Annotated in this window: 26 protein-coding genes; 3 read left to right on the top strand and 23 right to left on the bottom strand. The window is 70.6% G+C overall.

What is annotated here, in order from left to right; genetic code table 11:
• Nucleotides 1–4: 4 nt before the first annotated feature.
• From atpA to prfA, 12 genes are all read right to left on the bottom strand, one after another.
• On the bottom strand, nucleotides 5–1,657 hold the full coding sequence (gene atpA, locus B5F84_RS05015; protein WP_087321506.1) for a F0F1 ATP synthase subunit alpha: 1,653 nt from the start codon (nucleotides 1,655–1,657) through the stop codon (nucleotides 5–7).
• On the bottom strand, nucleotides 1,654–2,127 hold the full coding sequence (locus B5F84_RS05020; protein WP_087321508.1) for a F0F1 ATP synthase subunit delta: 474 nt from the start codon (nucleotides 2,125–2,127) through the stop codon (nucleotides 1,654–1,656). The genes atpA and B5F84_RS05020 overlap by 4 nt, the downstream gene beginning before the upstream one ends.
• Nucleotides 2,117–2,725, bottom strand: a complete 609-nt coding sequence (gene atpF / locus B5F84_RS05025; RefSeq protein WP_087321510.1) for a F0F1 ATP synthase subunit B — start codon at nucleotides 2,723–2,725, stop codon at nucleotides 2,117–2,119. The genes B5F84_RS05020 and atpF overlap by 11 nt, the downstream gene beginning before the upstream one ends.
• A gap of 31 nt (nucleotides 2,726–2,756) precedes the next feature.
• A complete protein-coding gene (gene atpE, locus B5F84_RS05030) occupies nucleotides 2,757–2,960 on the bottom strand; it encodes an ATP synthase F0 subunit C (RefSeq protein WP_075278954.1) in 204 nt (67 codons plus the stop codon).
• A 117-nt stretch (nucleotides 2,961–3,077) separates the two neighbouring features.
• Nucleotides 3,078–3,893: a F0F1 ATP synthase subunit A gene (gene atpB, locus B5F84_RS05035; RefSeq protein WP_087321512.1), complete on the bottom strand. Its 816-nt coding sequence runs from the start codon at nucleotides 3,891–3,893 to the stop codon at nucleotides 3,078–3,080.
• Between the two features lie 8 nt (nucleotides 3,894–3,901).
• Nucleotides 3,902–4,198 (bottom strand): hypothetical protein, encoded by a 297-nt coding sequence (locus tag B5F84_RS05040; protein ID WP_087321514.1) that lies wholly within the window; start codon nucleotides 4,196–4,198, stop codon nucleotides 3,902–3,904.
• Nucleotides 4,199–4,759: 561 nt separating this feature from the next.
• The gene (gene upp / locus B5F84_RS05045; RefSeq protein WP_087321516.1) at nucleotides 4,760–5,407 is read right to left on the bottom strand and encodes a uracil phosphoribosyltransferase; all 648 of its coding nucleotides are present in this window, start codon (nucleotides 5,405–5,407) and stop codon (nucleotides 4,760–4,762) included.
• Between the two features lie 93 nt (nucleotides 5,408–5,500).
• Nucleotides 5,501–6,757: a serine hydroxymethyltransferase gene (glyA, locus tag B5F84_RS05050; RefSeq protein ID WP_087321517.1), complete on the bottom strand. Its 1,257-nt coding sequence runs from the start codon at nucleotides 6,755–6,757 to the stop codon at nucleotides 5,501–5,503.
• 51 nt (nucleotides 6,758–6,808) lie between these two features.
• The gene (gene rpiB, locus B5F84_RS05055; protein ID WP_087321519.1) at nucleotides 6,809–7,282 is read right to left on the bottom strand and encodes a ribose 5-phosphate isomerase B; all 474 of its coding nucleotides are present in this window, start codon (nucleotides 7,280–7,282) and stop codon (nucleotides 6,809–6,811) included.
• Nucleotides 7,283–7,428: 146 nt separating this feature from the next.
• The gene (locus tag B5F84_RS09620) at nucleotides 7,429–8,073 is read right to left on the bottom strand and encodes an L-threonylcarbamoyladenylate synthase (RefSeq protein WP_204205506.1); all 645 of its coding nucleotides are present in this window, start codon (nucleotides 8,071–8,073) and stop codon (nucleotides 7,429–7,431) included.
• Between the two features lie 4 nt (nucleotides 8,074–8,077).
• Complete coding sequence (gene prmC / locus B5F84_RS09625; RefSeq protein ID WP_239378255.1) at nucleotides 8,078–9,016, bottom strand: peptide chain release factor N(5)-glutamine methyltransferase; 939 nt, start codon at nucleotides 9,014–9,016, stop codon at nucleotides 8,078–8,080.
• A gap of 259 nt (nucleotides 9,017–9,275) precedes the next feature.
• Nucleotides 9,276–10,340 (bottom strand): peptide chain release factor 1, encoded by a 1,065-nt coding sequence (prfA, locus tag B5F84_RS05065; RefSeq protein ID WP_087321521.1) that lies wholly within the window; start codon nucleotides 10,338–10,340, stop codon nucleotides 9,276–9,278.
• 173 nt (nucleotides 10,341–10,513) lie between these two features.
• Between prfA and B5F84_RS05070 the strand changes: the two genes are divergently transcribed.
• Nucleotides 10,514–11,962, top strand: a complete 1,449-nt coding sequence (locus tag B5F84_RS05070; protein WP_087321523.1) for a hypothetical protein — start codon at nucleotides 10,514–10,516, stop codon at nucleotides 11,960–11,962.
• An 87-nt stretch (nucleotides 11,963–12,049) separates the two neighbouring features.
• Here B5F84_RS05070 and rpmE read toward each other — a convergent pair whose 3' ends face one another.
• Nucleotides 12,050–12,463 (bottom strand): 50S ribosomal protein L31, encoded by a 414-nt coding sequence (gene rpmE / locus B5F84_RS05075; RefSeq protein WP_087321525.1) that lies wholly within the window; start codon nucleotides 12,461–12,463, stop codon nucleotides 12,050–12,052.
• Between the two features lie 162 nt (nucleotides 12,464–12,625).
• Between rpmE and B5F84_RS05080 the strand changes: the two genes are divergently transcribed.
• Nucleotides 12,626–13,399, top strand: coding sequence for a type III pantothenate kinase (locus B5F84_RS05080; RefSeq protein ID WP_087321527.1), 774 nt, complete (start codon nucleotides 12,626–12,628; stop codon nucleotides 13,397–13,399).
• Between the two features lie 39 nt (nucleotides 13,400–13,438).
• Here the strand turns inward: B5F84_RS05080 and B5F84_RS05085 are convergent, their stop codons facing one another.
• From B5F84_RS05085 to B5F84_RS05095, 3 genes are all read right to left on the bottom strand, one after another.
• Complete coding sequence (locus tag B5F84_RS05085; RefSeq protein ID WP_087321529.1) at nucleotides 13,439–13,960, bottom strand: hypothetical protein; 522 nt, start codon at nucleotides 13,958–13,960, stop codon at nucleotides 13,439–13,441.
• On the bottom strand, nucleotides 13,951–15,423 hold the full coding sequence (gene folP / locus B5F84_RS05090; RefSeq protein ID WP_087321531.1) for a dihydropteroate synthase: 1,473 nt from the start codon (nucleotides 15,421–15,423) through the stop codon (nucleotides 13,951–13,953). The genes B5F84_RS05085 and folP overlap by 10 nt, the downstream gene beginning before the upstream one ends.
• 114 nt (nucleotides 15,424–15,537) lie before the next feature.
• Nucleotides 15,538–16,275, bottom strand: coding sequence for an NAD-dependent protein deacylase (locus tag B5F84_RS05095; RefSeq protein ID WP_087321533.1), 738 nt, complete (start codon nucleotides 16,273–16,275; stop codon nucleotides 15,538–15,540).
• A gap of 187 nt (nucleotides 16,276–16,462) precedes the next feature.
• Here B5F84_RS05095 and B5F84_RS05100 point away from each other — a divergent pair, with 187 nt between their 5' ends.
• On the top strand, nucleotides 16,463–17,416 hold the full coding sequence (locus B5F84_RS05100; RefSeq protein ID WP_087321535.1) for a patatin family protein: 954 nt from the start codon (nucleotides 16,463–16,465) through the stop codon (nucleotides 17,414–17,416).
• 55 nt (nucleotides 17,417–17,471) lie between these two features.
• On the opposite strand, the gene B5F84_RS05105 is transcribed toward B5F84_RS05100, so the two are convergent.
• The 7 genes from B5F84_RS05105 to tilS form a co-directional block, all read right to left on the bottom strand.
• On the bottom strand, nucleotides 17,472–18,251 hold the full coding sequence (locus tag B5F84_RS05105) for an exodeoxyribonuclease III (protein WP_087321536.1): 780 nt from the start codon (nucleotides 18,249–18,251) through the stop codon (nucleotides 17,472–17,474).
• 117 nt (nucleotides 18,252–18,368) lie between these two features.
• Nucleotides 18,369–19,196 carry a phosphatase gene (locus B5F84_RS05110; RefSeq protein ID WP_087321538.1) on the bottom strand — a complete coding sequence of 276 codons (828 nt, stop codon included), beginning with the start codon at nucleotides 19,194–19,196 and terminating at the stop codon, nucleotides 18,369–18,371.
• Nucleotides 19,197–19,245: 49 nt separating this feature from the next.
• Complete coding sequence (locus tag B5F84_RS05115) at nucleotides 19,246–20,430, bottom strand: pyridoxal phosphate-dependent aminotransferase (protein ID WP_087321540.1); 1,185 nt, start codon at nucleotides 20,428–20,430, stop codon at nucleotides 19,246–19,248.
• Nucleotides 20,431–20,538: 108 nt separating this feature from the next.
• Complete coding sequence (locus B5F84_RS05120; RefSeq protein ID WP_087321543.1) at nucleotides 20,539–20,883, bottom strand: helix-turn-helix domain-containing protein; 345 nt, start codon at nucleotides 20,881–20,883, stop codon at nucleotides 20,539–20,541.
• Nucleotides 20,884–21,160: 277 nt separating this feature from the next.
• Complete coding sequence (gene ftsH / locus B5F84_RS05125) at nucleotides 21,161–23,035, bottom strand: ATP-dependent zinc metalloprotease FtsH (protein ID WP_275531502.1); 1,875 nt, start codon at nucleotides 23,033–23,035, stop codon at nucleotides 21,161–21,163.
• A 65-nt stretch (nucleotides 23,036–23,100) separates the two neighbouring features.
• Nucleotides 23,101–23,652, bottom strand: a complete 552-nt coding sequence (gene hpt / locus B5F84_RS05130; RefSeq protein ID WP_087321547.1) for a hypoxanthine phosphoribosyltransferase — start codon at nucleotides 23,650–23,652, stop codon at nucleotides 23,101–23,103.
• Between the two features lie 36 nt (nucleotides 23,653–23,688).
• Nucleotides 23,689–25,194 carry a tRNA lysidine(34) synthetase TilS gene (gene tilS / locus B5F84_RS05135; RefSeq protein WP_204205508.1) on the bottom strand — a complete coding sequence of 502 codons (1,506 nt, stop codon included), beginning with the start codon at nucleotides 25,192–25,194 and terminating at the stop codon, nucleotides 23,689–23,691.
• Between the last annotated feature and the right edge of the window lie 79 nt (nucleotides 25,195–25,273).

A 25,273-nucleotide genomic window follows, 5' to 3' on the forward strand; every position in this document is an offset into this window, starting at 1 on the left:
CGCGCTACCCCCGGCCGAGCGTGGGGTCGCCGGCGTGGTCGACCGTCGGCTCCGCGTTCTTCTCGACGTCCTCGGCGCGCTTCTTGTTGGGGTGCTCCTTGAGGAAGGCATCCTTGAAGTGCGCGATGTGGACGCGCAGGCGGGCCTGCTGGTCGTCGTCGATCTTGCCCTTGAGCAGCGAGTCGCGCAGGCGCGGGTGGCGCTCGGCCATGTAGCGGACGAGGCCGTCGCGGAACAGGCCCACGTTGACAAGGTCGACGTCGTCGAGGAAGTCCTCCTTGGCGGCAAAGATCGCGATGATCTGGTCGCGCACGTCGAGCGCCGAGTAGCGCTGCTGCTTGAGGAGCTCCATCATGTGGGCGCCGTGGTTGAGCTGGTACTGCGTCGTGGCGTCAAGGTCGGAGCCAAACTGCGAGAAGGCCTGCTTCTCGCGGTAGGCGGCAAGATCTAGGCGCAGCGTGCCCACGACCTGCTTCATGGCCTTGACCTGGGCGTCGCCACCGACGCGCGACACCGAGATGCCCACGTCGACAGCCGGGCGCTGGCCCTGGAAGAAGAGGTTGGACTGCAGGTAGATCTGCCCGTCCGTGATGGAGATCACGTTGGTGGGGATGTAGGCGGAGACGTCGCCCTCCTGCGTCTCGATGATCGGGAGCGCCGTGAGCGAGCCGCCGCCGTTGGCGTCGGAGAGCTTGCAGGCGCGCTCGAGCAGGCGCGAGTGCAGGTAGAAGATGTCACCGGGGTAGGCCTCGCGTCCGGGCGGACGGTGCAGCGTCAGCGACATCTGACGATAGGCCACCGCCTGCTTGGAGAGGTCGTCGTAGACCACCAGGACGTGGCCGCCGGGGTGCTCGGCGTCCGCGGGGTTGCCGTGCTCGTCGTTGTACATGAAGTACTCGCCGATCGCGGCGCCGGCCATCGGGGCGATGTACTGCATCGGGGCGGAGTCGGCGGCCGTGGCGGCCACGATGACCGTCTTGTCGAGAACGCCGCGCTGCGAGAGGGACTCGCGGATGCCGGCGACCGTCGAGGCCTTCTGGCCGATGGCCACGTAGATGCAGATCATGTCCGTGGTGCGCTGGTTGACGATGGCGTCGATGGCGATGGCCGTCTTGCCGGTCTTGCGGTCGCCGATGATGAGCTCGCGCTGGCCGCGGCCGATGGGCACCATCGCGTCGACGGCGAGAAGACCCGTCTGGACGGGCTCGCACACCGGCTGGCGCTCCATGATGCCGGGGGCCTTGAACTCGATGGGGCGACGGTGCGTGGTGCTGATGGGGCCCAGGCCGTCGATCGGCTGGCCGAGGGGGTTCACCACGCGGCCGAGCATGGCGTGACCGACCGGGATGTCCATGACGCGGCCGGTGGTGCGGCACTCGTCGCCCTCCTTGATGTCCTCGACGTCGCCGAACAGAACCGCGCCCACCTCGTCGCGGTCGAGGTTCTGTGCGAGGCCGTAGACGTCGCGCCCGGTGAGAGAGCTCGTGAACTGAAGGAGCTCGCCGGCCATGGCGGTCTTGAGGCCGGAGACGTGGGCGATGCCGTCGCCCACCTCGGTCACGACCGAGGCCTCCTGGCGGTCGACCGTGGCGCTGATGGCGGCAAGCTCCTCGCGGAGCGTATCCATGATCTTCTTGGAGCTAATGCTGTCCGTCACTTATCCTCACCTCCCATGAACGAAGAGGAAAGCGTCTTTCGAATGTTGGCGAGCTGCGCGCGGACCGAGGCGTCGTAGCGCTTGCCGCGCACCTCGAGCATGATGCCGCCGATGATGGCGGGGTCAACGCGCTCAACGAGGTAGACGGGTGCGTTGAGGTCGCGCTCGGCCTTCTCGCGGACCTTGGCGCGCAGGGCGTCGTCCATGGGGACGGCCGTGGTGACGGTCACCGAGACCGTCGTGTCCTGGGCGTCGAGCAGCTCCTTGTAGTGCTTGGCCACCTCGGAGATGAGGTCGAGGTCGTCCTCGCGCTGCATCGCGGCGATGGTCTCGAGCACCTCGGGGGAGAACTTCCGGGCGTGCTGCCACTGGACGAGGTCGGCGTTGGCGCGACCCTCCGAGCGGGCGGCCTCCATGAGGGCCCGGGTGTAGGCCTCGATCTTATCGGCGTTGCCGCGCTTAGTTGCCATCGGAGGTGCCCACTTCCGCAAGGTACTTCTCGGCAAGGCGGCGCTGCTCCTCCACGGAGAGGTCGTTGCCGATGATCTTGCTCGCGATCTCAACGGAGAGGTCCACGACGGAGCCCGAGAGCTCGATCATGGCCTTGTGGCGCTCGGAGTCAACCGCGCCATGCGCCTTGGCGATGACGTCGGCCGCCTCGCGCTGCGCCTTGGCGAGGATGCGCGAGCGCTCCTCCTCGGCCTCCTTCTTGGCCTTGGCGACGATGGCCTCGGCCTCCCGGTGCGCCTCGACGATCTTGGCGTCATAGGCGCGGGCCTGGTCGGCGGCCTCGACCTTCGAGCGCTCGGCGGCGTCGAGGTCGGACTGGATCTTCTCCTGGCGCTTCTCCATCATCTGAAGGACCTGCGGCCACACAAGCTTGGCGAGAACGGCCCAGATGATCAGGAAGGCGATGAGCGCCGGGATGAACTCGGCGGGCTTGGGGATCAAGATGTCCGCCCCCACCGCCGACTCCTCGGCCAGCGCCACGGTCGGCATCGCCGTGAGCGTGAGCGCCAGGCCCGCGGCGGTCGCGCACAGGGCGGCCTTGTTAGCTGTGTTCTTCATGCGTGCCTCCAACTCGCTCGTCCGACAGCCCCTACTTGACGATGAGGCTGACGACGAAGCCGATGAGGGCGAGTGCCTCGACGAATGCCGAGCCCAGGATGAAGACCGTGAAGAGGCGGCCCTGGACCTCAGGCTGGCGAGCCATGCCCTGAGCGACACCGCTGGCGGCAAGGCCGATGCCAATGCCCGCGCCGATAACGCCGAGACCATAACCAACGACACCGAGAGCTCCCACTGTTCCTCCTTTGACATCCGCCCCTGGTTCCTGTTGCGCGGGGCGAGTTCAAACCGAACCTACTATGCACTGCGGGCGAGCCCGCGAGTTGCCGATTGCTGCGCGCGGCCCCGCCGCCTACTCCTCGTCGGACTCGGCGATTTGGATGTAGACCGCGGAGAGGAGCGCGAAGACGTACGCCTGGATGGCGGCGACCATGATCTCCACCACGTATATGACGAGCAGGATACCCACCCAAAGGACCGAGGCGCCGGCCTGAAGGGCCGTGGCCGCAGAGAAGGCCTGGATCATCGGCTCGAAGAAGAGGGAGGCCAGGATCGCGAAGGTGCCCATGACGACGTGGCCGGCGAAGAGGTTGCAGAAGAGTCGCACGGCCAGCGTGATGAGGCGAAGGATCGTGGAGAAGACCTCGATGAGCCACACGAGGGCGTTGAGCGGGAAGGCGACCCCGGCCGGGGCGAGGCTCTTGGCGTAGCCGAGGGCGCCGTGCTTCTTCACGCCGCAGACGATGAAGTAGACGAAGGAGCACACGGCGAGCGCCGCCGTGGTGGAGATGGTGCCGGTGCCCGGCTTGCAGCCCGGGATGATGCCCACGATGTTGTTGGCAAGCACCACGAGGAAGATCGACGCGATGAACGGGAAGTGGCGCTTCCAGGACTCGCCGAGCAGGCCCTTGCACATGTCGTCGCGGACAAACTCCACGAGGTACTCCATGCCGTTCACGAAGACGCCCTTGGGGACGAGGCCGGTTGCCTGGCGCTTCTTGAAGGCGAAGAGCAGAATCAGCATCAAGACGACGGCCACGGCGAACCAGAACGAGTACTGCGTGAATCCGGCGGCGTCAAGGCTGCCGAAGATCGCCTGGGACTTGAAGCTCCCAACGAGCTCGTTGACCTCTTCGCCCAGGCTGTCCAGCGGGTTGCCCACGTTCATCTCTCCCCTCAAACCCGTGGGCGGCCGTTGGCCGCCCTCCAGGCCCGTATCGCCTCAACCGCCCACAGGAGCAGGAATGCGGCGATCATCGAACATCCGAACTCCAGAAAGCCGGTGTCCGCGGCAAGGTACACCACGAGCAGAACGACGGTGAGCGTGAGAAACGACGCGCCCACCGCCGCGAGACCGGCGGTCATGGAGACCTTGGCCTTTCCCCTCAGAGCCCGCTCGAACAGGACGGCCGGCGCAACGCAGCCCAGAAGGCCAAAGAGCGCGCCGGAGACAACGGCGACCTGAGGTTCCAAGCGCGACGCCTCCCGTCCGAGCGAAATAAGGACACTCGAAGTCTAGCGCGCCCGCGAAAATGGTCAAGCTGACTGCCAGCCGCCCCCGATTCGACACATTCCGCCGCGAGAGGGGCCCGGGCGCGGCGGCCGGCGGGACGGTCGGTGGAACGGTCGGACGCGGCGACGGGCGGGACGGGCGGCGGGGCAGCCGTGTGCGGAGGGGCCTCGGGCCGCCGGGTTCTTCTCGGCAGTCAACGTGCAGAATTTGCTTTCATGTCATATATCCGCAGGTGAGTTTTTCGCGTTTGTCAGATTTTGCGCGTTAATCGTCTGGGCCCGGGCGCAGGCATCCGGCCACCCATCGTCCTGCCGCACCGGCGGCCGCGGCGCGCCCCTCGCCATGGAGGCAGACCCCATCCCCCGCGCGCGCGGCAAGCGGGCGCGAGGCCCAGAGAGCCCCGCGCCCAGCCGCCGCGCGTGCACTTTCCGGCCCGCCCCGCCCGCCGTCCGGCCCCATCCGGTGGCACCAAATCACCACAAATCGGAACGGGCCCTGACGAGGCGGCGCGAGAAGGACCGCTACTTGGTGCCGTAGATGCGGTCGCCCGCGTCGCCGAGCCCCGGCAGGATGTAGGCGTGGTCGTTGAGCTGGCGGTCGAGGGCGCACGTGTAGAGGCGCACGTCCGGGTCGAAGTCCAGCGTGGCGCGCACGCCCTCGGGGGCGGAGACGAGCGTGAGGCAGCGGATGTCGCGGACGCCGGCCTCGCGCAGGAACTGGATGGCCGCCGTGAGCGACCCGCCCGTGGCGAGCATGGGGTCGACCACGAGGCAGGTGCGGTTCTCGATGTCGGCCGGGAACTTGCAGTAGTACTGATGCGGCACGTGGGTCTCGGGGTCGCGGTACATGCCCACGTGGCCCACGCGCGCCGAGGGGACGAGCTGGAGGATGCCGTCGACCATGCCCAGGCCCGCGCGCAGGATCGGGATGATGGCGACCTTCTTGCCGGAGAGGCGCCGGCACGTGGTGGTCTCGAGCGGGGTCTCCACCTCGACGTCCTCGAGCGCGAAGTCGCGCATGGCCTCGTAGCCCTCGAAGATGGCGAGCTCGTTCACGAGCTCGCGGAACTGCTTGGTGGGGGTGTTCTTGTCGCGCAGAATCGAGAGCTTGTGCTGCACGAGCGGGTGGTCGATGACCGTAAAGCGCGCGGGGTCGAACTCTTCTGCCATGGGGCTTCCTTCCTGTGCGTCAGTTGGGCGTCAATGTGGAAAAGTGCCTGTCCCTTTTCCACGCGTGGAAAAGTGCCTGTCCCCTTTCCACGGTCAGCGGAGGTCGGGGTAGAGGGGATGGGAGGCGAGCAGCTCGCGCACCTCGAGCTGGGTGCGGTCCATGAGGCCGTCGCGGGCATGTCCCGCGATGACCTCGCCGATGAGCTGGCCCACGCGCTCGCACTCCTGCTCGGAGAAGCCGCGCGTGGTAACGGCGGCCGAGCCGACGCGGATGCCGCTCGTGACGAAGGGCGAGCGCCGCTCGCCGGGGATGGTGTTCTTGTTCACGGTGATGCCGACCTCGTCGAGCAGCCGCTCGGCGTCCTTGCCCGTGACCTCCCCCGCCGGGGTGAGGTCAACGAGGAGGAGGTGGTTGTCCGTGCCCCCCGAGACCAGGCGCAGCCCGCGCGACTCCATGCCGCGCCCGAGGGCGCGCGCGTTGGCGAGGACCGCGTCGGTATAGGCGGCAAACTCGGGGGCGAGCGCCTCGCCAAAGGCGACGGCCTTGCCGGCGATGACGTGCTCGAGGGGGCCACCCTGGCTCCCCGGGAAGACGGCGGAGTCGAGCCTCTTGGCGAGGTCGGGGCTGTTCGTGAGGATGAGGCCGCCGCGCGGGCCGCGCAGGGTCTTGTGGGTGGTCGAGGTCACCACGTCGGCGTGCGGGACCGGCGAGGGGTGGCGCCCCGTGGCCACGAGGCCGGCGATGTGGGCCATGTCCACCATGAGCGCGGCGCCCACCTCGTGCGCGATCTGGGCGAAGCGCTCGAAGTCGATGGTGCGCGGGTAGGCCGAGGCGCCGGCGATGATGACGCGCGGGCGCGACGCGCGGGCGAGCTCCGCCACGGCGTCGTAGTCGATGCGCTCGGTCTGGGGGTCCACCCCGTAGGAGACCACGTGGTAGAGCTTGCCCGAGAAGTTGGCGGGAGAGCCGTGCGTGAGGTGGCCGCCGTTGTCGAGCGCCATGCCCAGGATGGTGTCGCCGGGCGCGGCCAGGGCGGCGAGCGCCGCGTAGTTGGCCTGCGCGCCCGAGTGCGGCTGCACGTTGGCAAAGGCGGCGCCGAAGAGCTGGCAGGCGCGGTCTCGCGCGAGGTTCTCCGCGCGGTCGACCGCCCAGCAGCCGCCGTAGTAGCGCTTGCCGGGCAGGCCCTCGGCGTACTTGTTGGTCAGGGGCGACCCGACGGCCTCCATGACCGCCGGCGAGACGAAGTTCTCGGACGCGATGAGCTCGATGGAGGCGCGCTGGCGGCGCACCTCGTCCTCGATGGCCGAGAAGACCTCAGGGTCGGACGCTCTCAGGTGCTCGCAGAACATGGGAACCCCTCCTTTGCAAAAAGCGCCCACACGAGGCGGGCGCGAGTGCGGCTACAGGCCGAAGTCGGCAGGAACGCCCGCGAACCCCGGGTCGTCCTCCCGCATGATCTTCTCGACGCGGCCGGTGTGACGGCCGCCCTCGAAGTCGGTGGACAGGAAGGCGTCGAGGATCTTCTCGTTGTCCTCGAGCGAGACGAAGCGGCCGGAGAGCCCGATGACGTTCGCGTCATTGTGCTCGCGGCAGAGGCGCGCGAACTCGACCGTCTGGATGGGGCACGCGCGCACGCCCGGCACCTTGTCGGCCGCCATGGCGATGCCAAGGCCCGTGCCGCAGATGAGGACGCCGCGGTCCGCCGCGCCGGCAGCGACCGCGCGGGCGACCTTGTCGGCGAAGTCGGGGTAGTCGCAGCGGTCGTCGGTGGCGGGGCCCATGTCCTCGACCTCGTGGCCCTGGGCGCGCAGGTAGTCCGCGAGCGGGGCCTTCTGGACGAACCCGGCGTGGTCTGACGCGATGGCAATGCGCATGTGTGCTACTCCCCTTCGTCGAGATGGCGGTCGTTCGTGCATCCCGTTCAGAGTACCACGACGACGCGACGGCCCCGTGCGGAGAGGCGCCCGTCAAGGGCGCGCCCTGGCCCGGCCCTCGCGCGAGCCCCCCCGCGAGGAGGCGCTCAGCGCGCGGCGAGAAGAACCTCGTCCTCCGCGAGCGCCCCGAGGCGCAGGATGCGGGGCTCGGGCCCCGTGGCGTCGACGATCGTGGAGGCCACGCCCACGGGCGCCGCGCCGCCGTCGAGCGTGAGGTCCGCCGCGGCCACGATGGCCGGCTCGACGCCGTGCCCCGAGGTCGCGGCAGGGGCACCGTGCGTATTGGCGCTCGTCTGGGCGAGCGGCGCGCCCACGGCGCGGACGAGCGCGCGGTCGAGCGCGGAGCCCGGGCAGCGCAGGGCGATGGTGGGGCCGTCCGCGCCGGCCTGGGCGTACTCCGCGGGGACCTTCTCCGAGGCGCGCACCACGAGGGTGAGGGCGCCGGGCCAGTGGGCCGCCGCGAGGCGCCGGGCCCAGTCGGGGACGTCCTGGCCGTACGTGTCGAGGTCCCTCTCGTCCGCGACGAACCACGGGAGGGTCTGCGCGCGGTCGCGGCGCTTGATGTCGAAGATGCGCCCGTGCGCCGGGTTTCCCGGCGTCGCCGCGCAGCAGATGCCGTAGACGGAGTCGGTGGGCAGCACGAGCACGCCGCCGGCGCGCGCGACCTCGGCGGCGCGGGCGACGACCTCCTCGCTGGGCGACATCTGGTCAACGCTGAGAACGGCTCCCATGGCGCTAGGCCTCCCTTGTGGCAACGAGCACGCGCGGACGGTGGGTGAGGTCCTCGCGGACCTCGACCGTGGCCCAGCCGCCCTGCGCGCGCGTGAGCTCGGCGGCGGCGTCGAGCGCGCCCTCGAAGAGCTCCACGGCAAGCATCCCGCCTGGGGCGAGGGCGCGCGGGGCAACGTCGAGCAGGCGGCGGAACACGTCGAGCCCGTCCGCGCCGCCGTCGAGCGCGAGCTCGGGCTCGTGGTCGACGACCTCGGAGGGCACCTCGTGGCGCAGGACCTCCGTGGGGATGTAGGGCGGGTTGGAGACAAGGACCGAGAAGGACCCCATGAGCTTTGGGTCCACGTCCGCGACGAGGTCGGTGAGCAGGACGTCCACGCGCCCCTCCAGGCCGAGCGCCTCGCGGTTGCGCGTGGCGAGCTCGACCGCGCGCTCGGAGAGGTCGGTCGCGGTGACGTGCGTGCCGGGGCGCTCCGAGGCGATCGAGAGCGCAATGCAGCCGGTGCCGGTGCCGACCTCGAGGACGCGGACGAGGGGGGCCTCGGGGTCGGGGGCCGCCGCGGGGGGCTGCTCGGCCGGCGCGGGGCGCGCCGCCGCAAGGGCCGCGTCGACGCCCTCGAGGGCCGCGTCCACCAGGACCTCCGTCTCGGGGCGCGGGATGAGCACGCCGCGCTCGCAGCGCAAGACGATGTGACGGAAGGGCATCTCGCCGGTCACGTACTGGAGCGGCTCGCCGGCCGCGCGCCGCTCGATGGCCGCGTGCATGGCGGCGAGCTCGGCGGCGTCGAGCGGCTTGTCAAAGTTCACGTAGAGCTCCACACGGGAGAGCCCGCAAACGTTGGCGAGCAGCCACTCGGCGGAAAGGCGCGGGTGCTCGTCGCCCTTGCGCTCAAGGTAGCCGGTCGTCCAGTCAAGGATGCGCTTGATGGTCCAGATCTGGGTCACGGGACGATTCCTTTCGCCGCGTGGGGTACGGGACGGGCGCGGGGCCGCCGGGCGCGAATGGCGTCGAGTGCGCGTTCTTCTCGCCCGCCTGCGCGCGTTAACGCACATAATCTGACTTTTCCCGGAAAACCAACTGGGGATATATGACATTAAATCAGATTCTGCGCGTTATTTGGTGGGCGGCGGCGCGCACTCGCGAGAAAAACCGTCCGCGCGCGGCCCGCCCGGAACCCGGCCCGCGCCGCACGGCGCGCAGCCGTCACACGGCCTGGGCGAGCTTCTCCGCGCGCTCGGCCGCGGCCAGGGCCTCGATCACGGAGGGCAGCGCGTCGCCGAGAAGCACCCCGTTGTAGGTGCCGTTGAAACCGATGCGGTGGTCGGTCACGCGGTCCTGCGGCTGGTTGTAGGTGCGGATCTTCTCCGAGCGGTTGCCATGGCCGATCTGCGAGAGGCGCTCGGCGCCCTGTTCGGCCTGCTGGCGCTCCAGCTCCATCTCGTAGAGGCGGGCGCGCAGCATCTGCATGCAGACCTCGCGGTTCTGGATCTGCGAGCGCTGGTCCTGCGACTGCACCACGGTGTTGGTGGGCAGGTGGGTGATGCGCACCGCGGAGTAGGTGGTGTTGACGCACTGGCCGCCGGGGCCGGAGGCGCAGTAGGTGTCGATCCGCAGGTCGGACTGGTCGATCTGGATGTCGATCTCGTCGGCCTCGGGCAGGACCGCCACGGTGGCCGTGGAGGTCTGGATGCGGCCCTGGCTCTCGGTCTTGGGGACGCGCTGGACGCGGTGGACGCCGGACTCGTACTTGAGCACGGAGTAGACCTTGTCGCCGGAGACCTTGAACTCGATGGTCTTGAAGCCGCCGGCCTCGCTCGGGCTGGACGAGAGCACCTCGAGCTTCCAGCCGCGACCCTCGCAGAAGTGCTGGTACATCTTGAAGAGGTCGCCCGCGAAGATGGCGGCCTCGTCGCCGCCCACGCCAGCGCGGATCTCCACGATGGTGTCCTTCTCGTCGTTGGGGTCGGCGGGGATGAGCAGGTACTTGATCTCCTCCTCGAGCTCCGGCAGCTTGGCCTCGTTGGCGGCGATGTCCTCCTGGAGCATGGCCTTCTCGTCGGCGTCCGCCTCGTGGAGCATCTCCTTGGCGGCCTCGATGTCGTCAAGGGCGCCCAGGTACTCGCGGGCGCGCGCCACGAGCTCGGCCTGGCCGGCGTGCTCCTTGGCCAGGCGCGCGTACTCCTTGGGGTCGGAGACCACGGCCGGGTCCATGAGCTTCTTCTCGAGCTCCTCGTAGGCGGCGATGATCTTGGTGAGCTTGTCGTGCATGGTGCCTCTCCTTATGCGGTGGTATGCGTGAACGGGACGTGCGCGACGCCACCGGCTAGAGCATGTCGAATCTCAGGTACACGAGACCTCCCCGCAGTTGTCTTGAGCCTTCTTATCATACCCCGAGCGCGGGGTATAAGACACTTAGCCGATGGCAACCAAAGGAGAAACGCATGTCAGAGCCAGCCGAGAGCCCCGCGCGCACGCAGAGCGCCCGGGCCGACGACGCCTCGGGCGCAGAGAGCACCCAGGCGGGCGAGACCGCGCGCCTTGCGGACGCGGAGCGCGCCGACGCGGCGCCGACCGCGGCGCTTGCGGACGCCCTAGGCGAGAAGGACGCCGGGCCGGGGGCGACCGAGCGGCGCGCGCCCGTCGAGACGGCCCCGGAGGGGGCGGCCGAGCCCGCGCTGCGCGACATCATGGGCGCGCTCGGGCGCTACCGGCGGGGGCGGGCCCGCGCTCTCGGGGAGCTGGCCGGGCGGCACCGGGGCGCGCTGCTTGCGCTCCTGGCCCTGGCCATCGTTGGCATTGTCACGGCGGCGGCCCTGGCGGGGGCGCCGGGACTGCCCTCCACCGAGCAGGTGCGCGACGACCTGGCCGCCCTCCCCGCCCCCGCCTGCCCCGGCGGGGACTTTGGCAGCGACGGGCCCCTCGCCGTGAGCGGCGTCGAGGTGCGCGAGGTCGCCAGCAGCCCCGAGGCGGGCCGGGCGACGGCACGGGCGCTCGTGAGCTACGAGGGCACGGGCGTCTGCGCGGACGCAAGCGTCACGGCGCCCTACGCGCTTGAGGGCGGCGCCTGGACGCTCGACGCGGACGGCCTTGCGACGCAGGTCTCCTGGCGCGCGACGGCGGGGGTCGACCCCAATTGCGTCGTCGCGGGCCTGGCGGGGCTTCTTGCCCGCGCGGACGAGGAGCTCGGCCGGCAGGAGTCCGACGGCCCCACCCTCTCGGGGCTCTACGCCGGCGGGCAGGTGAGCGTGGGGCCCGTCACCTTTGACGAGCGCGCGCAGACGAGCTCGCTCGAGCTCACCTGCAGGCAGGGCACCGGCCGCGTCGTGCGGGAGTGCCGCCTCACCGTCTCCCTTGCGTTCCGGCAGGCCAACGGGCAGTGGGAGGTCGAGGGCGTCGAGGTGGCCGACGGGGCGTTTGACCTCAGGCTCGACGACCTTCTGGGCACCTGGTCCGGAACGTTTGCAAGCCAGTCGACGGAGGGCACCAAGTGCCTCGCGGCGCGCGAGGCCGGGCTTACCGTAAAGGTTGACGCAAGCTCGCCGCAGGGCGGCGGGACGCTGACGGGCACCGTCTCCGGGGTCGCGCACTACCACGCGCACCCCGCGGAGGACGCCGCCTCGTGCGAGGGGGACCAGGCGCTCGCCGACGTTCCCTTCACCGCGCGGCTCGTGGAGGCGGACGAGAAGAGCGGCACGCTCGTCTTTGAGGCGACGCTCCCCGAGGACGTGGGCGGGACCTGCTCGCTGCGGCTGTCCTTTGGCTCGGCGGACGACCCCTCGACGGTGGAGGCGGAGCTCACGACCACCTACCCACACACGGGCTCGTTCCTCTTCATCCCCTACGACGAGACGCTCACGTACGCGGACCGCTTCACGCTCGCGCGGCGGTAGCGCGGCGGCAGAGCACCGGCGCGCGGCAGCAAAAAGGCGCCCCCACGGGATCCGCGGGGGCGCCGGCAGGTCGTGCTATGGGCGGGGCTACTCGGCCTCGGTGGCCTCGACCTCGGCAGCGGGCTCCTCGGCGGGAGCGGCCTTGGCGGCCTCAGCCTCGGCCTTCTTGGCATACTCGGCGGCGCGCTTGGCCTTCTCGGCGGCCTTGGCCTCCTTGGCGGCCTTCTTGGCAGCGGCCTCCTCAGCAGCCTTGGCGGCCTTGGCGGCCTTGGCCTCCTGGGCCTTCTTGAGCTGGGCGGCAGCGGCGCCACCAAACTTGTCGGCGAAGCGCTGGACGCGGCCGCCGGTGTCAACGAGCTTCTGGGTGCCGGTGTAGAACGGGTGGCACTTGTCGCAGAGGTCGACCACGATCTCGCTCCTGGTGGAGTGGGTCTTCCAGGTGTTGCCGCAGGTGCAGCGGACGGTGCACTCCACGTAGTCGGGGTGGATACCTTGCTTCATGGCAGGACTCCTCACGGTCGGCCCTGGTTTCCGACCAGGGCGGGATACGTCTTGGTACCGACCAAGACACAATAGCCGTATGACTATATCAGAACGGGCGTGGTGCGTCTGTGGAGAATTGCAGGTAAGATGTTCGCGAGAAGAACGACCCGGAGGTGCCCCATGTTTCTCGCGATCGACGTCGGCAACACCCAGTCCACGCTCGGCCTCTTTGACGACGAGGGCGGGCTCGTCCGAGGCTGGCGCATGTCGACCAACGCGAGCGACACCTCCGACATGCTCCACTCGCGCCTCTGGGGCTACTTCATGAAGGACGGCCTCTCGCTCTCGGACGTGACCGCGGCAGGCGTGGCCTCGGTCGTCCCCGCCCTCGAGCGCGCGTGGCGGCGCTGCCTTGCCACGCACCTGGGCGAGGAGCCCCTCGTGGTGAGCGCGGGGCACGACTATGGCATGGAGGTCGCGATGCCCGTCCCGCGCCAGGTGGGCGCCGACCGCATCGCAAACGCGATCGCCGCGCGCCGGACCTACGGGGCGCCCGTGATCGTGGTGGACTTTGGCACGGCGACGAACATCGACGTCGTGGACGAGCGGGGCCGCTATCGCGGCGGCGCCATCTCCCCCGGCCTCATGCTCTCCGCAGGCGCGCTCTTCTCGCGCGCGGCGCGGCTTGCGAGCATCCCCATCGAGGCGCCGGCTCACGCGCTCGGCGACACCACGGAGACCGCGCTGCAGTCCGGCCTTGTGATCGGCGCGGCGGCGCAGGCCGAGGGGCTCGTGGCGCGCATCCAGGCCGAGCTCGGCGAGCCGCGGGCCACCGTGGTGGGGACGGGCGGCCTCGCGCGCACCGTGGCGCGGGCCACGACCCTCTTTGACGCCGTCGACCCCGACCTCACCCTCCGCGGCATCCGCGAGATCTGGCTCCACGAGCGCGCGTAGCCGCCGGGGCCGGGGCCGCCGGCAGGGGCGCCGTGCCCGTCAGAGGGGGCGCAGGCGGGCCTGCTCGGGGGCGAGCTCGAGGTCGGGGCCACCGGCCTCGGGGCGCACGGTCGCCCGGCCCCAGACGTCCACGCCGGAAAGCGTCCCGCGCGCGGCCACACGGCCGCCCCGCAGCACCTCGACCGGCTCCCCCATGCCGAGCAGCGCGTCGAAGTAGTCGCCGAGCACCGAGGCCAGAGGGCCCGCCGCGCCGCGCCCGTCCGCGTACGCGCGCTCCCACGCGCCGACGCCCTCCTCGGCCGCGCGCTCGAGCGCGGCCGCGTCAAGGCCGCGCCCCTCGTCCCACATGAGGTCGCAGCGCACGAAGACGCCCTCGGCGTCGTACCCGGCCCGCGCGTCAACGGCGACGAGCGGCTCGCCCTCCGCGGAGACCACCGCGTGCGGCCAGGCCACGCGCGCGCCGAGCTCGCGGGCCACCGCGAGCGCGCACACGTAGGGCGCCCCCGTCACAAAGCCCATGGGGACCTGCGGGCGCAGCGTGAGCGACGTCCCTACTCCCACGAGACCTCCCCGAGGTCGGCGGTGACCAGGCCCACGCGCTGGTCGCGCGGGAGCACCTCCACGCCGCCGTGCGCGAGGAAGCGCGCCGGGTCGTGCATGAGGTCCTCCATGGGCACGATGACGTAGTCGCGCTCGCCGAGACGGGGGTGCGGCAGCGCGAGGCGCTCGCCCGCGTGGCGCTCCCCCTCGAGCCACATGAGGTCGCAGTCGATGGTGCGCGGCCCGTTGCCGGGCTTCTTGGCGGCTCCCACGGCCTGGGGCCGCGGCGCGTCGTCCTTCTCGCGAATCCGGCCGAGGGCGTTCTCGACCTCGAGCAGCTTGCCCATGAGCACGAGCGGGTGAAGCTCGGTCCTGATCTCGGCCACGGCGTTGGCCACGGGCGTGGCGATGCCGTAGGCGGGCTCGGTCTCGTAGGCATGGCTCACGTTGACCACGCAGGTGAGCGGGATGTCGTCGATGAGCTGGACCGCGCGCGCGAGGTTGGCCACGCGGTTGCCCACGTTAGAGCCAAGCGAGACGAAGCCCTGGCGCGGGTCCTTGTGCGCGACGGCCCAGTAGGCGTTCACGGCCTGGGAGATGCCCGCGACGTTGTGGACGCGCAGGATGCGCGCGCCGTTCTCGATCGAGGAGATGCAGATGCCGGCCGTGGCAAAGTCGCGCTCGGGTGCCTCGGCCACGCCGGAGACCGCCCCCACGAAGCGCTTGCGGGAGACGGCCACGGCGAGCGGGTAGCCCATCGAGGCCATGGAGCGCGTGGCGCGCTGGATGACCACGTCCTCGTCGGCGAGCTTGTCAAAGCCCGCGCCCGGGTCAAGGCAGATGCGGTCGTGGGAGACGCCGGCGCGCACGAGCGTGCGGGCCTGGTCGCCGAGAAAGCCCATCACCTGGCGCATGATCGGCGCCTCCTCGGGCAGGGTGAAGCGGCGCTGCGAGGTGACGGGGCGCGGCAGGGCGCTGCCCGTGGGGCGCGACTCGTCGAGCATGACCTGACGGCGCGGGGCGCGGGTGCCCAGGCCCGCGCGGTTCCAGTGCATGACGAGGCAGCCGCAGTCGGTGTCGGCCGCCACCTGGACCATCTCAGGGTCCGTGAAGCCCTCGACGTCGTTCACGATGGCCGCGCCCAGCCGCACGCACATGCGGGCGACCTCGGCGTGGCGCGTGTCCACCGAGACCACGGCGCCCGCCTCCACGAGCGCGCGCACCACGGGCACCACGCGCTCGGCCTCGGCCTGCGGGGAGACGGGGGTGTGCCCCGGGCGCGTGGACTCGCCGCCCACGTCGATGATGTCGGCGCCCTCGTCGAGCATCGCAAGGCCACGCGCGATGGCGGCCTTGGCGTCGAGGTTCGCGCCGCCGTCGGAGAAGGAGTCGGGGGTGACGTTGAGGATGCCCATGATGCGCGGGCGCGCGAGGGAGATCTCGTGCGATCCGCAGTGCCAGGTGCCGAAGTTCTCTCGTAGCATGGGCCATACCTTTCTCGGGGCTTGTTGGTCCCGACCATTGTACCCGAGCCCGCACGCGCCGCCTCAACCGGCCGGCGGGGCCGCGCCCCGGCCGGGGGGCTCCGGGCCCCGCGCTCAGAAGTCGAAGGCCGCCGCGATGTCGCAGGCGCAGACGAGGTCGGCGGCCTCGTCCGCCGGCGTGCGCTCCCGGTTCACGATCACAAGCTCGTCGCCGCCGAAGTAGTTGACCAGCCCCGCCGCCGGGTACACCACGAGCGACGTCCCGCCGATGACGAGCAGGTCCGCCTCCTGGATCGCCCGCACACTGGCGAGAAGGACCCTCTCGCTCAGGGGCTCCCCGTAGAGCACCACGTCGGGCTTCACGAGGCCGCCGCACGCCTCGCAGTGCGGGACGCCCTCGGTCGCGAGCACCCACGCGGCGTCGTAGACCGCCCCGCAGCGCTCGCAGACGTTGCGGTGCACCGAGCCGTGCAGCTCGTGGACCGTGCGGGAGCCCGCCCGCTGGTGCAGCCCGTCGATGTTCTGCGTCACCACGGCGGCAAGGTGCCCCGTGCGCTCGAGCTCGGCGAGCTTCTCGTGCGCGCGGTTGGGCCGGGCCGTCAGGCAGATCATGCGCTCGCGGTAGAACTCGTAGAACTCGGCGGTGTGCGAGACAAAGAAGTCGTGCCCGAGCATCTCCTCGGGCGGATAGGCGAAGTGCTGGTGGTAGAGGCCGTCGACGCTTCGGAAGTCGGGGATGCCGCTTGCGGTGGAGACGCCCGCGCCCCCAAAGAAGACGGCTCGCCGCGCGCGGGAGAAGCGCTCCGAGAGCTCCGCCGCCGCGTCCGTGGGAGAGGTGATCGTGCGTGCCATGGCTGCCTCCTTCGGGGCGGGGCCCGTCCCGCCCGGCGTCATTGTGACTCATTGTAGGCCCAGATGAGACGTGGAGTTTTGTTGGGAACGGTATGCCGTTACGTCATTTTGGGAACAACGCCTCCTATCGGACGGCGCGCGGCCGAAGACCTTTTCGGCGCGCGCCATCGGCTCTTGGGAGGTTGTGATGGGAGAGCTTTCGAGCAACGTCTTTGACTGCGCGCTCGTCTTTGAGGGCGGGGGCTACCGCGCCGCTTACACCTGTGCGTTTGCGAACGTCCTGCTGGAGCAGGGAATCTACTTTGACTACGTCTGCGGGCTCTCCGCAGGCGCCAGCAACTCCGTCAACTACCTCTCGCGCGACCAGGCGCGCGTGCGCGAGGCGTTCATGACCGGCGGGCCCGCCAAGGGCGCCGTGGGGCTGCGCTCGCTCCTGCGGGGCCGCGGCTACTTTGACGCCGACGCGCTCTACGAGGGGGCCCTGCGCGACGGGACCCTCGTCTTTGACTGGGAGGCCTTCTCGGCCAACCCTGCGCGCCTGCGCATCCAGGCCTTCGAGCGCGACACCGGCCGGACCGTGCGCTTCTCTCGCGAGGACATGACCGACCCGATGCGCATGATCGACCTCGTGCGCGCAAGCTCCACGCTGCCGGGCATGATGCGCCCGATCGAGGTCGACGGCCGGGCGCTCCTGGACGGCGGGCTCGGGACGGGCGCCGGCATCCCGGTGGGCATGGCCGAGGAGGACGGCTTCGAGAAGATCCTCTTCGTGGCCACGCGCCCGCGCGGCTACCGCAAGAAGGAGCCGGGCGCGCGCGACCGCCAGATTTACAAGCGCCTGGCGCAGAACCACCCCTACCTCAGAAACGCCCTGCTCACGCGCTGGGAGCGCTACAACGCCGCGCTCGAGCACGTGGAGGAGCTCGCGGCGGAGGGGCGCGCGCTCATCCTCTACCCCGACGAGATGCCCGTGGAGAACGCCACGGTGAACCCGCGCCGGCTCGCGGCCGCCTATGAGGCGGGGCACGCTCAGTACCTGCGCGACCTGCCCATGGTGCGCACGTTCCTGTTTGGCTCGGCAGACGCCGGCCCCCGGCCGGAAGACCCGGACGAGGGCACGGGCTACATCACGCTCGGGTAGCGGCCGCGGGCGGGCCGCGGGAGCGGGCGCTCCCACGGCCCGCCCGTCGCCCCCGCTAGAGCTCGATCGTAAGCTCCACGGGGCAGTGGTCGGAGCCGTAGACCTCGGAGAGGATCGACGCGCCGGTCACGCGGTCCGCGATGTCGTTGGACACGAGGAAGTAGTCGATGCGCCAGCCCGCGTTGTTCTTGCGCGCGTTGAAGCGGTAGCTCCACCAGCTGTAGGCGCCCGTGAGGTCGGGGTGGCGCGCGCGGAAGGTGTCGGTGAAGCCGGCGTCGAGCAGGCGCGTGAAGCTCTCGCGCTCCTCGTCGGAAAAGCCCGCGTTGCCGCGGTTGGGGCCGGGGTTCTTGAGGTCGATCTCGTTGTGGGCCACGTTGAAGTCGCCGCAGGTCACCACCGGCTTCTCGGCGGCAAGCCCGCAGAGGAACTCGCGGTAGGCGCTGTCCCAGGCGAGGCGCGTGTCGATGCGCGCCAGCTCGTTCTGGGCGTTAGGCGTGTAGACGTCCACGAACCAGTAGCCCGGGAACTCGAGCGCGCAGACGCGGCCCTCGTCGTCCGCCTCGGGGGCGCCGATGTGGTTAATCACCTGCAGCGGCTCCTCGCGGGAGAAGACGGCCGTGCCGGAGTAGCCCTTGCGCTCGGCATAGCTCCAGGTCTGGTGGTAGCCGGGCAGGTCCAGGCTGATCTGGCCCTCCTGGAGCTTGGTCTCCTGGACGGCAAAGACGTCGGCGTCCGTGGACGCCACGATGTCGGTGAAGCTCGGGTCCTTCTTCATGACGGCGCGCAGGCCGTTGACGTTCCAGGAGACGAGGCGCAGCTCGCGGGTGTCGGACATGGGAACTCCGTTCGTGCGTGCGGGCCGCGGTCCTTCTCGGCAGGGCGGCCGCGGCGGGCGGTAATTGCTATCAGCATTGTGACACTTTAGGGGCCCGAGCGGAACGGGCCGCGGCCGCTACTCCCCCGGCACGTCGAGGCCGGCCTTGGCCATCGCGGCGAGAAGCGCGGCGGCCGAGCGCGTGGCGATGAGCTCCTGCGGGAAGTGGATCTCCTCGAGCATGGCGAGCGCCGTCGGCGTGCGGCCCACCGCCGTGCAGACGTGCGCGTCGGTGTTGACCACGACCCCGCAGCCCAGCTCGGCGCAGGCCTCCGCGATCGCCCGGCAGCTCCCCCACGTGCGGCCCTCGGGGCCGCGGCTCTCGAGGCTGTGCTCGTTGATCTCTATCAGCCGGCCCGTGCGCGCCGCCTCCCCCACGACCGCGCGCACGTCAAACGGGACGCCCGCGCGGCCGGTGTGCCCGAGCACGAGCACCTTGGGCTGCGCGAGCGCGCCGAGGTACATCTCGGTTGTCTGCGCGAGCGAGGCACCGTCCGCGAAGTTCTTGTAGTGGACGCTCGCGATCACGTAGTCGCAGTTGTGGAGCATGCGGTCGTAGAGCGAGCGCTCGCGGCGGGCGGGGCGGCCGGTGATGTCGTGCGTGACGGTGACGGCCTGCCCAAAGAGGCCGCCCTCGAGGGTGCGGATGTCCGCCTCCATGCCGTGCAGCAGCCGGACCCCCTCCCAGGTTCGCGGCCAGATGCCCATGTTGACAAAGTGCTGGTAGTCCCGCAGGTCGGCATGGGTGAGGTCGGTCCCGGGGAAGAGCATGTCGGAGAAGTGGTCGGTCACGCCCAGAAGCTCGAGCCCGGCATCGCGGGCCGCAAGGACGTTCTCGCGCAGCGTGGAGTACGCGTGGCGCGAGTAGAGCGTGTGCGTGTGAATGTCGCAGCGGTTCTGCAGCATCGCACCTCCTCGAGCAGTGGACGGCGGCCCCGGACGGGCGACCCCTCGCCTACCGGTAGCTCTCGGCGAGCTTTGCCCACGCAGGCAGGGAGCTCACGATGGTCTCGTGGGAGACGCAGTAGCCCACGCGCACCCAGCCCGGGCAGCCAAAGGAGTCGGAGGGGACGGGCAGGAGCTCGAGGGCACGGGCGCGCTCGAAGAACGCGCCGGCGTCGGGCTCGAGCGCCTTGACCCAGAGGTAGAACGCCCCCTCGGGCTCGATGAACTCGTAGCCGAGCGCGGAGAGCCCCTCCGTGAGCGCGCGGCGGTTCTCGTCGTAGGCGGCAACGTCGGAGGGAACGTCCACGCAGTCGGCGAGGACGCGCTGGAAGAGCGCCGGCGCGCAGACGTAGCCGAGCTTGCGGCCCGCGCCCGCGACCGCGAGCACGAGCTCGTCGTGCTCGGGCACGGTCGGCGGGACGAGCACCCAGCCGATGCGCTCGCCGGGGAGCGAGAGGGACTTGGAGTAGCTGTAGCACACGATCGTGCGCTCGTAGACGGAGGGCACCCAGGGCACCTCGACGCCGTAGGCGATCTCTCGGTAGGGCTCGTCGGAGATGACGTAGACCTGCGTGCCGAGCCGCTCCTCGGCCGAGCGCAGGGCATCCGCGAGCGCGGCCAGGTTCTCGCGCGCGTAGACCGAGCCGACGGGGTTGTTGGGCGAGTTCACGATGACCGCCTTGGTGCGCTCCGTGAGCGCCGCGGCCACGGCGGGGACGTCGATCTGGAACGTGGTCGCATCGGCCATGACCTCGACGCAGGTGGCGCCGGCGGTCTCGATCCAGACGCGGTACTCGGGGAAGTAGGGCGCGATCACGATGACCTCGTCGCCCGGGTTCACGAGGGCGCCGAGCGTGATGGACAGCGACGCCGCCGCGCCGCAGGTGAGGTAGAGGTCGGCCGCCGTCGCCGTGCCGTCGCCAAAGCGGCGGCACAGGCTCGCCGCCACGGCCTCGCGCGCGGCCGGCAGGCCCGGGGCCGGCGTGTAGCCGTGCAGCAGGGTCGCCGGCAGGGAGAGGTTCTTCTCGATGGAAAAGCGCACGGCGTCAGGCGCGGGGATGGAGGGGTTGCCCAGGGAGAAGTCAAAGACGTTCTCGGCGCCGATCTGGGCCTTGCGCTCCTGCGCGTAGGCGGAAATCTCGCGAATGGCCGACTTCTGCGCGCCGTAGGCGTAGCTCTTCTGGTTGATGGACATCGCGGCTCCTCTCAGGCCCGGGCTCGTTTTGCCCCATTGTACCCGGGATGGAAGGGGGCGTCGGGGGTTGGAAACCAGAAGGAAGCGCTGGGCGAGAAGGACCGGGCGCTACCGGCGGCGGGGCACGTCGCGCGCGCCGCGCACGGGATAGAGGAAGCCGTCCTGGCCAAGGACGCCGTCGCCCAGGCTCGTCACCAGGTAGTTGTTGGCGTCGCGGCTGCGGTCCTCGCGCTCGTGGTGGGAGATCCGGATAAGCAGCTTGTCCTGGAGCGAGAGGCAGGAGCGGTAGATCGTCGACGGGCTGAGCCCGAGCTCGCGGCGAAGCTCGCTCGTGGAGGCGCGCACGGCGACGCCCGGCGCCCCGGCCCGGGCGGCCAGGCACCTCAGCAGCCTGAGCTCCGTCAGGTTGAGAGAGATTCGGGCCGTGACCTCGAAGCTGCGATGACTCGTCATGGCCCGCACCCCCTCCCAGCCTGTGGGACCGCACCTGAAATAGGGTGCAAATCTTATCATCGGGCAGAAAGGGGCAACGTCTCTGTAATACCATTTACCTGTCAGTTTTCTGACTATGGCATTTTGCAGAGACCGCATATTAGCTATCTATAGCTGCACCTTCGCACAAAGGGAGGGCAAAAGTGACAGGGGGATGTGTCACTTTTGCCCCCTGAGGCGCATTCACGCTGGCAGACGCATCACAGCAAAATCATGACAGGGCACCATGTCACTTCTGTCATGCCGGCCAGCGGTTGTTGAGAAGGGCGTCGACGTCGTCGCCCTCGACGGTCTCCTGCTCCAGGAGCACGCGCGCCATCGTGTCCATCTGGTCGCGCCGGGCGTCGAGCACCGTACGGGCGCGCTCGTGCCCCTCGCGCATGATGCGCTCGACCTCGTCGTCGATCCGCTTGGCGGTCTCGGCGGAGTAGTCCTGGTGGTCGGCGTAGTCGCGGCCCAGGAAGACCTCGTGCTGCGCCTCGCCAAAGACCTGGGCGCCGAGCTTCTCGCTCATGCCGTAGCGCGTGACCATGGTGCGCGCGAGCTTGGTGGCCCGCTCGAGGTCGTTGGAGGCGCCGGTGGTGACGTCGTCGCAGAAGAGCTCCTCGGCGGTGCGGCCCGCAAGCAGCACCGCGATCTGGTCGAGCATGCCGTCGCGGGTCTCGAGGAAGTGGTCCTCCTCGGGGACCTGCATCGTGTAGCCGAGCGCCTGGCCGCGGCTCACGATGCTGATCTTGTGGATGGGGTCGGAGTTCTCGAGCACGTGGCCCACGAGGGCGTGGCCGGACTCGTGATAGGCGATGACGCGGCGCTCGCGCTCGGTGATGACGCGGCTCTTGCGCTCGGGGCCGGCCATGACGCGCTCCATGGCCTCCTCGACCTCCTCCTGGCCGATCAGCGCCTTCTGACGGCGCGCGGCGAGCAGCGCGGCCTCGTTCATGAGGTTGGCGAGGTCGGCGCCCGTAAAGCCCGGCGTCACCTTGGCGAGCCGCTCGAAGTCCACGCCATCGTCGAAGGGCTTGCCCTCGGCGTGGACGCGCAGGATCTGCTCGCGGCCGCGCACGTCGGGGCGGTCGACCGTCACGCGTCGGTCAAAGCGGCCGGGGCGCAGGAGCGCCGGGTCCAGGATGTCGGGGCGGTTGGTCGCGGCGATGAGGATGACCGAGGAGTTGTCCTCGAAGCCGTCCATCTCCACGAGCAGCTGGTTCAGGGTCTGCTCGCGCTCGTCGTGCCCGCCGCCGAGGCCCGCGCCGCGCTGGCGGCCCACCGCGTCGATCTCGTCGATGAAGACGATGCAGGGGGCGGCCTCCTTGGCCTGCTTGAAGAGGTCGCGCACGCGCGAGGCGCCCACGCCCACGAACATCTCAACGAAGTCAGAGCCGGAGATCGAGAAGAACGGCACGCCCGCCTCGCCGGCCACGGCCTTGGCGAGCAGCGTCTTGCCGGTGCCCGGAGGCCCCACCAGGAGCACGCCGCGGGGGATGCGGGCGCCCATCTTGTGGTAGCGCTCGGGGTCGGAGAGGAAGTCCTTGACCTCCTGGATCTCCTCGACCGCCTCCTCGATGCCCGCGACGTCGGAGAACTTCACCTTGGGGCGCTCGCTCTCGGCGGTCTTGGCACGGGTCCGCGCAAATGACATGGTCTTGTCGCTCTGACTCGACATGCGGTTCATGTAGAAGACGAAGACGCCCACCAGAAGCAGCGTGGGGACGACGGAGAGGAGCACCGTCTCGAGCACGCCCGAGTCGGTGGTGTCGATCTTGTAGGTGACGTCGGGGTGCTGCGCCATGAGCTCGGCGAGCGAGTCCGACCCCACGTAGACGCTCGTGAAGGGCACGAGCTGGGAGTCGTCGGAGGAGTTGGCGTCCTCGTGCCAGTAGGTGCCCGTGACCGTGCCGTCGGCCGTCTTGTAGGTCGCGTCGTGGACGCGGCCGTTCTTGAGGGCGGTGACAAACTCGTTGGTGGCGAGCGTGTCCGGTCGGCGCTGGCCCAGGAGCCCGGAGCCCATGGTGAAGGCCAGGCACAGGGCCACCACAAGGACAACGGCAAGGGCCACCGCGATCGGGCGCTGGCGACGGGGGTCGGGACGCCCGGCCTGGCTGTTCTCTGACACGCAGCTTCTCCTAACGTGTGGTTCTTCTCGCATGTGTCGCCCAGAGGGGCGCGGCGCCCGCGGCGCTACTTCTTGTAGACCTCGGGCTTGAGGACGCCGATGTAGGGCAGGTTGCGGTAGCGCTCCGCAAAGTCGAGGCCGTAGCCCACGATGAACTCGTCGGGCACGTGGGCGCCCACGTAGCGCGGGGTGACGGCGGGGGTGTTGCCGGGGACGTCCTTCACGAGGAAGGCCGCCACCTCGACGGAGGCGGGCCCGCGGTTCTCGAGCATGCGCATGAGGTAGGACAGCGTGAGGCCCGAGTCGAGGATGTCCTCGACGATGAGCACGTCGCGACCCTCGATCTTGGTGTCGAGGTCCTTCACGATCCGCACCACCCCGGAGCTCTTGTAGCCCTCGCCGTAGCTCGAGACTGCCATGAAGTCGATGGCCATCGGGCACTCGATGGCGCGCATGAGGTCGGCCATGAAGACCACGGCGCCCCGCAGCACGGCCACGACGAGCGGGTTCTTGTCGGCATAGTCGCGGGAGATCTCCTGTCCCATGCGGGAAACGATGCCGCGAATGTCCTCCTCGCTGAGCAGGACGTCCTGAACGTCGGGGTGCAGCGCCTCCATGGCTCTCCTCTCTTCCGGCGGGTCCTCGCCCGCCCGTCACTCGCCTCGGTGCAAGGCCAATTCTAGCAGCCAACGCGTCTGCGGAGCGCACCGCGCGCGCTCGTCCGCGCGCACCCCCGCGACCCACACGATGGGACCCGTCGGCGAGGCGTGCACCACGGGCACGAGCGGCCGGGCGGCCACGGGCAGGCCGGACTCGCCGATCAGGTCGGAGAGCTTCTTGGACTGCCCGTGCATCCCCAGGGGGCAGAGCACCTCGCCCGGGCGGGGCGCGTCCACCCAGAGACGGCCCCCGCGCGCCGGGTCGACGCCCGCGGCCTCCGCGTCGAGAAGGACCGACTCCCCCGCCCACTCGAGCCCGTGGGCGCGGGCCCGGGCAACCGGGTCCGTCCCGTGCGGCACGGGCAGCACCCGCGCCGTGAGCGTGCGGCCCCCGGGGAGCCCCAGCCGCCCGGGCACCTCGAGCCAGGCGGAGACGGGCTCCGGGCCCGCCGCGCGGGCGAGGAGGGTGAGCAGGCCGTGCTCCACGCGCGCGGAGACGCCCAAGGGGACCGTCACCGCGCCCTCCCCCGCCGCCACGGCCCCCAGGACCGCGGCCACGTGGCGCGCCTCGAGCCGGGCCTCCGGGCAGACCGCAAGGAGCGCCTGGCGCACCACGCGGCGCGCCAGGGCTACCTCGGTCGCGGCGAGCCGCGCGGCGTCGAGGACCAGGGCGCCCGGGGCCTCGTGGCGGCAGAGCTCGCGCAGGGTGCGCGCGGAGAGGGCCGTGAGGTAGGCGTCCTCGTCGGAGAGGATGTCGCAGGTGGTGGCAAGGCTCGCCACCACGCGGGGGTTCCTCGCCCGCACCACGGGCATGACCTCGTGGCGCACGAAGGCACGCAGGTAGCGGGTGTCCTCGTTGGTGGCGTCCTCGCGCCAGACGATGCCGCGCATCCGCAGCAGGTCGCAGAGCTCCTCGTGCGTGCGGTCCAAAAGCGGCCGGACGATGCGGTTGCGGCGGCGCGGGATCGAGGAGAGGCCCGAGGCGCCCGTGCCGCGGATCGCGTTCATGAAGAAGGTCTCCGCGCGGTCGTCGGCCGTATGCGCCGTGACGATCCGCGCCGACGCGCGCGGGGCCCCGAGGGCGGCGCAGAGCTCGTTGGCGAGGCGGTTGGCCTCGGCGTAGCGCAGCTCGCGGCCGGCGTTCTCCACGTTGTCGCCCGCGTCCGCGGCGAGCGCGGCCACGTCGGCGCGGCGGATGGTGCAGGGGACGCCGAAGCGCGCCGCGAGGTCGCGCACGAACTCCTCGTCCTCCTCGGCGTCCAGGCCGCGCAGGCCATGGTTCACGTGCAGCACGTGCAGGCGCTCGCGGGCGATGCGCGCCCGTCCGCGACCGTCGTCGATGTCGAGCGAGGACGTGGCCGCGAGCACGAGCAGCGCCGTGGAGTCCGCGCCGCCCGAGACCATGAGGACCACGGGGCCGGCCAGCTCCACGTCCGCCCGCCCGCTCGGCCGCTCGAAGCGGCTCCGGCCCGTGGCATATCGACGAGAAACGCTTGGCATGCGGTGCCCCCTCGCGAATCGGCTCCCTTGCGGCTACCCTAGTAGCGCGGCACGGCCGGCGCGTCCGGCGGCGGTGCCC

Source organism: Olsenella sp. An290 (assembly GCF_002159535.1).
In the GTDB taxonomy this organism is placed as follows: Bacteria; Actinomycetota; Coriobacteriia; order Coriobacteriales; family Atopobiaceae; genus Thermophilibacter.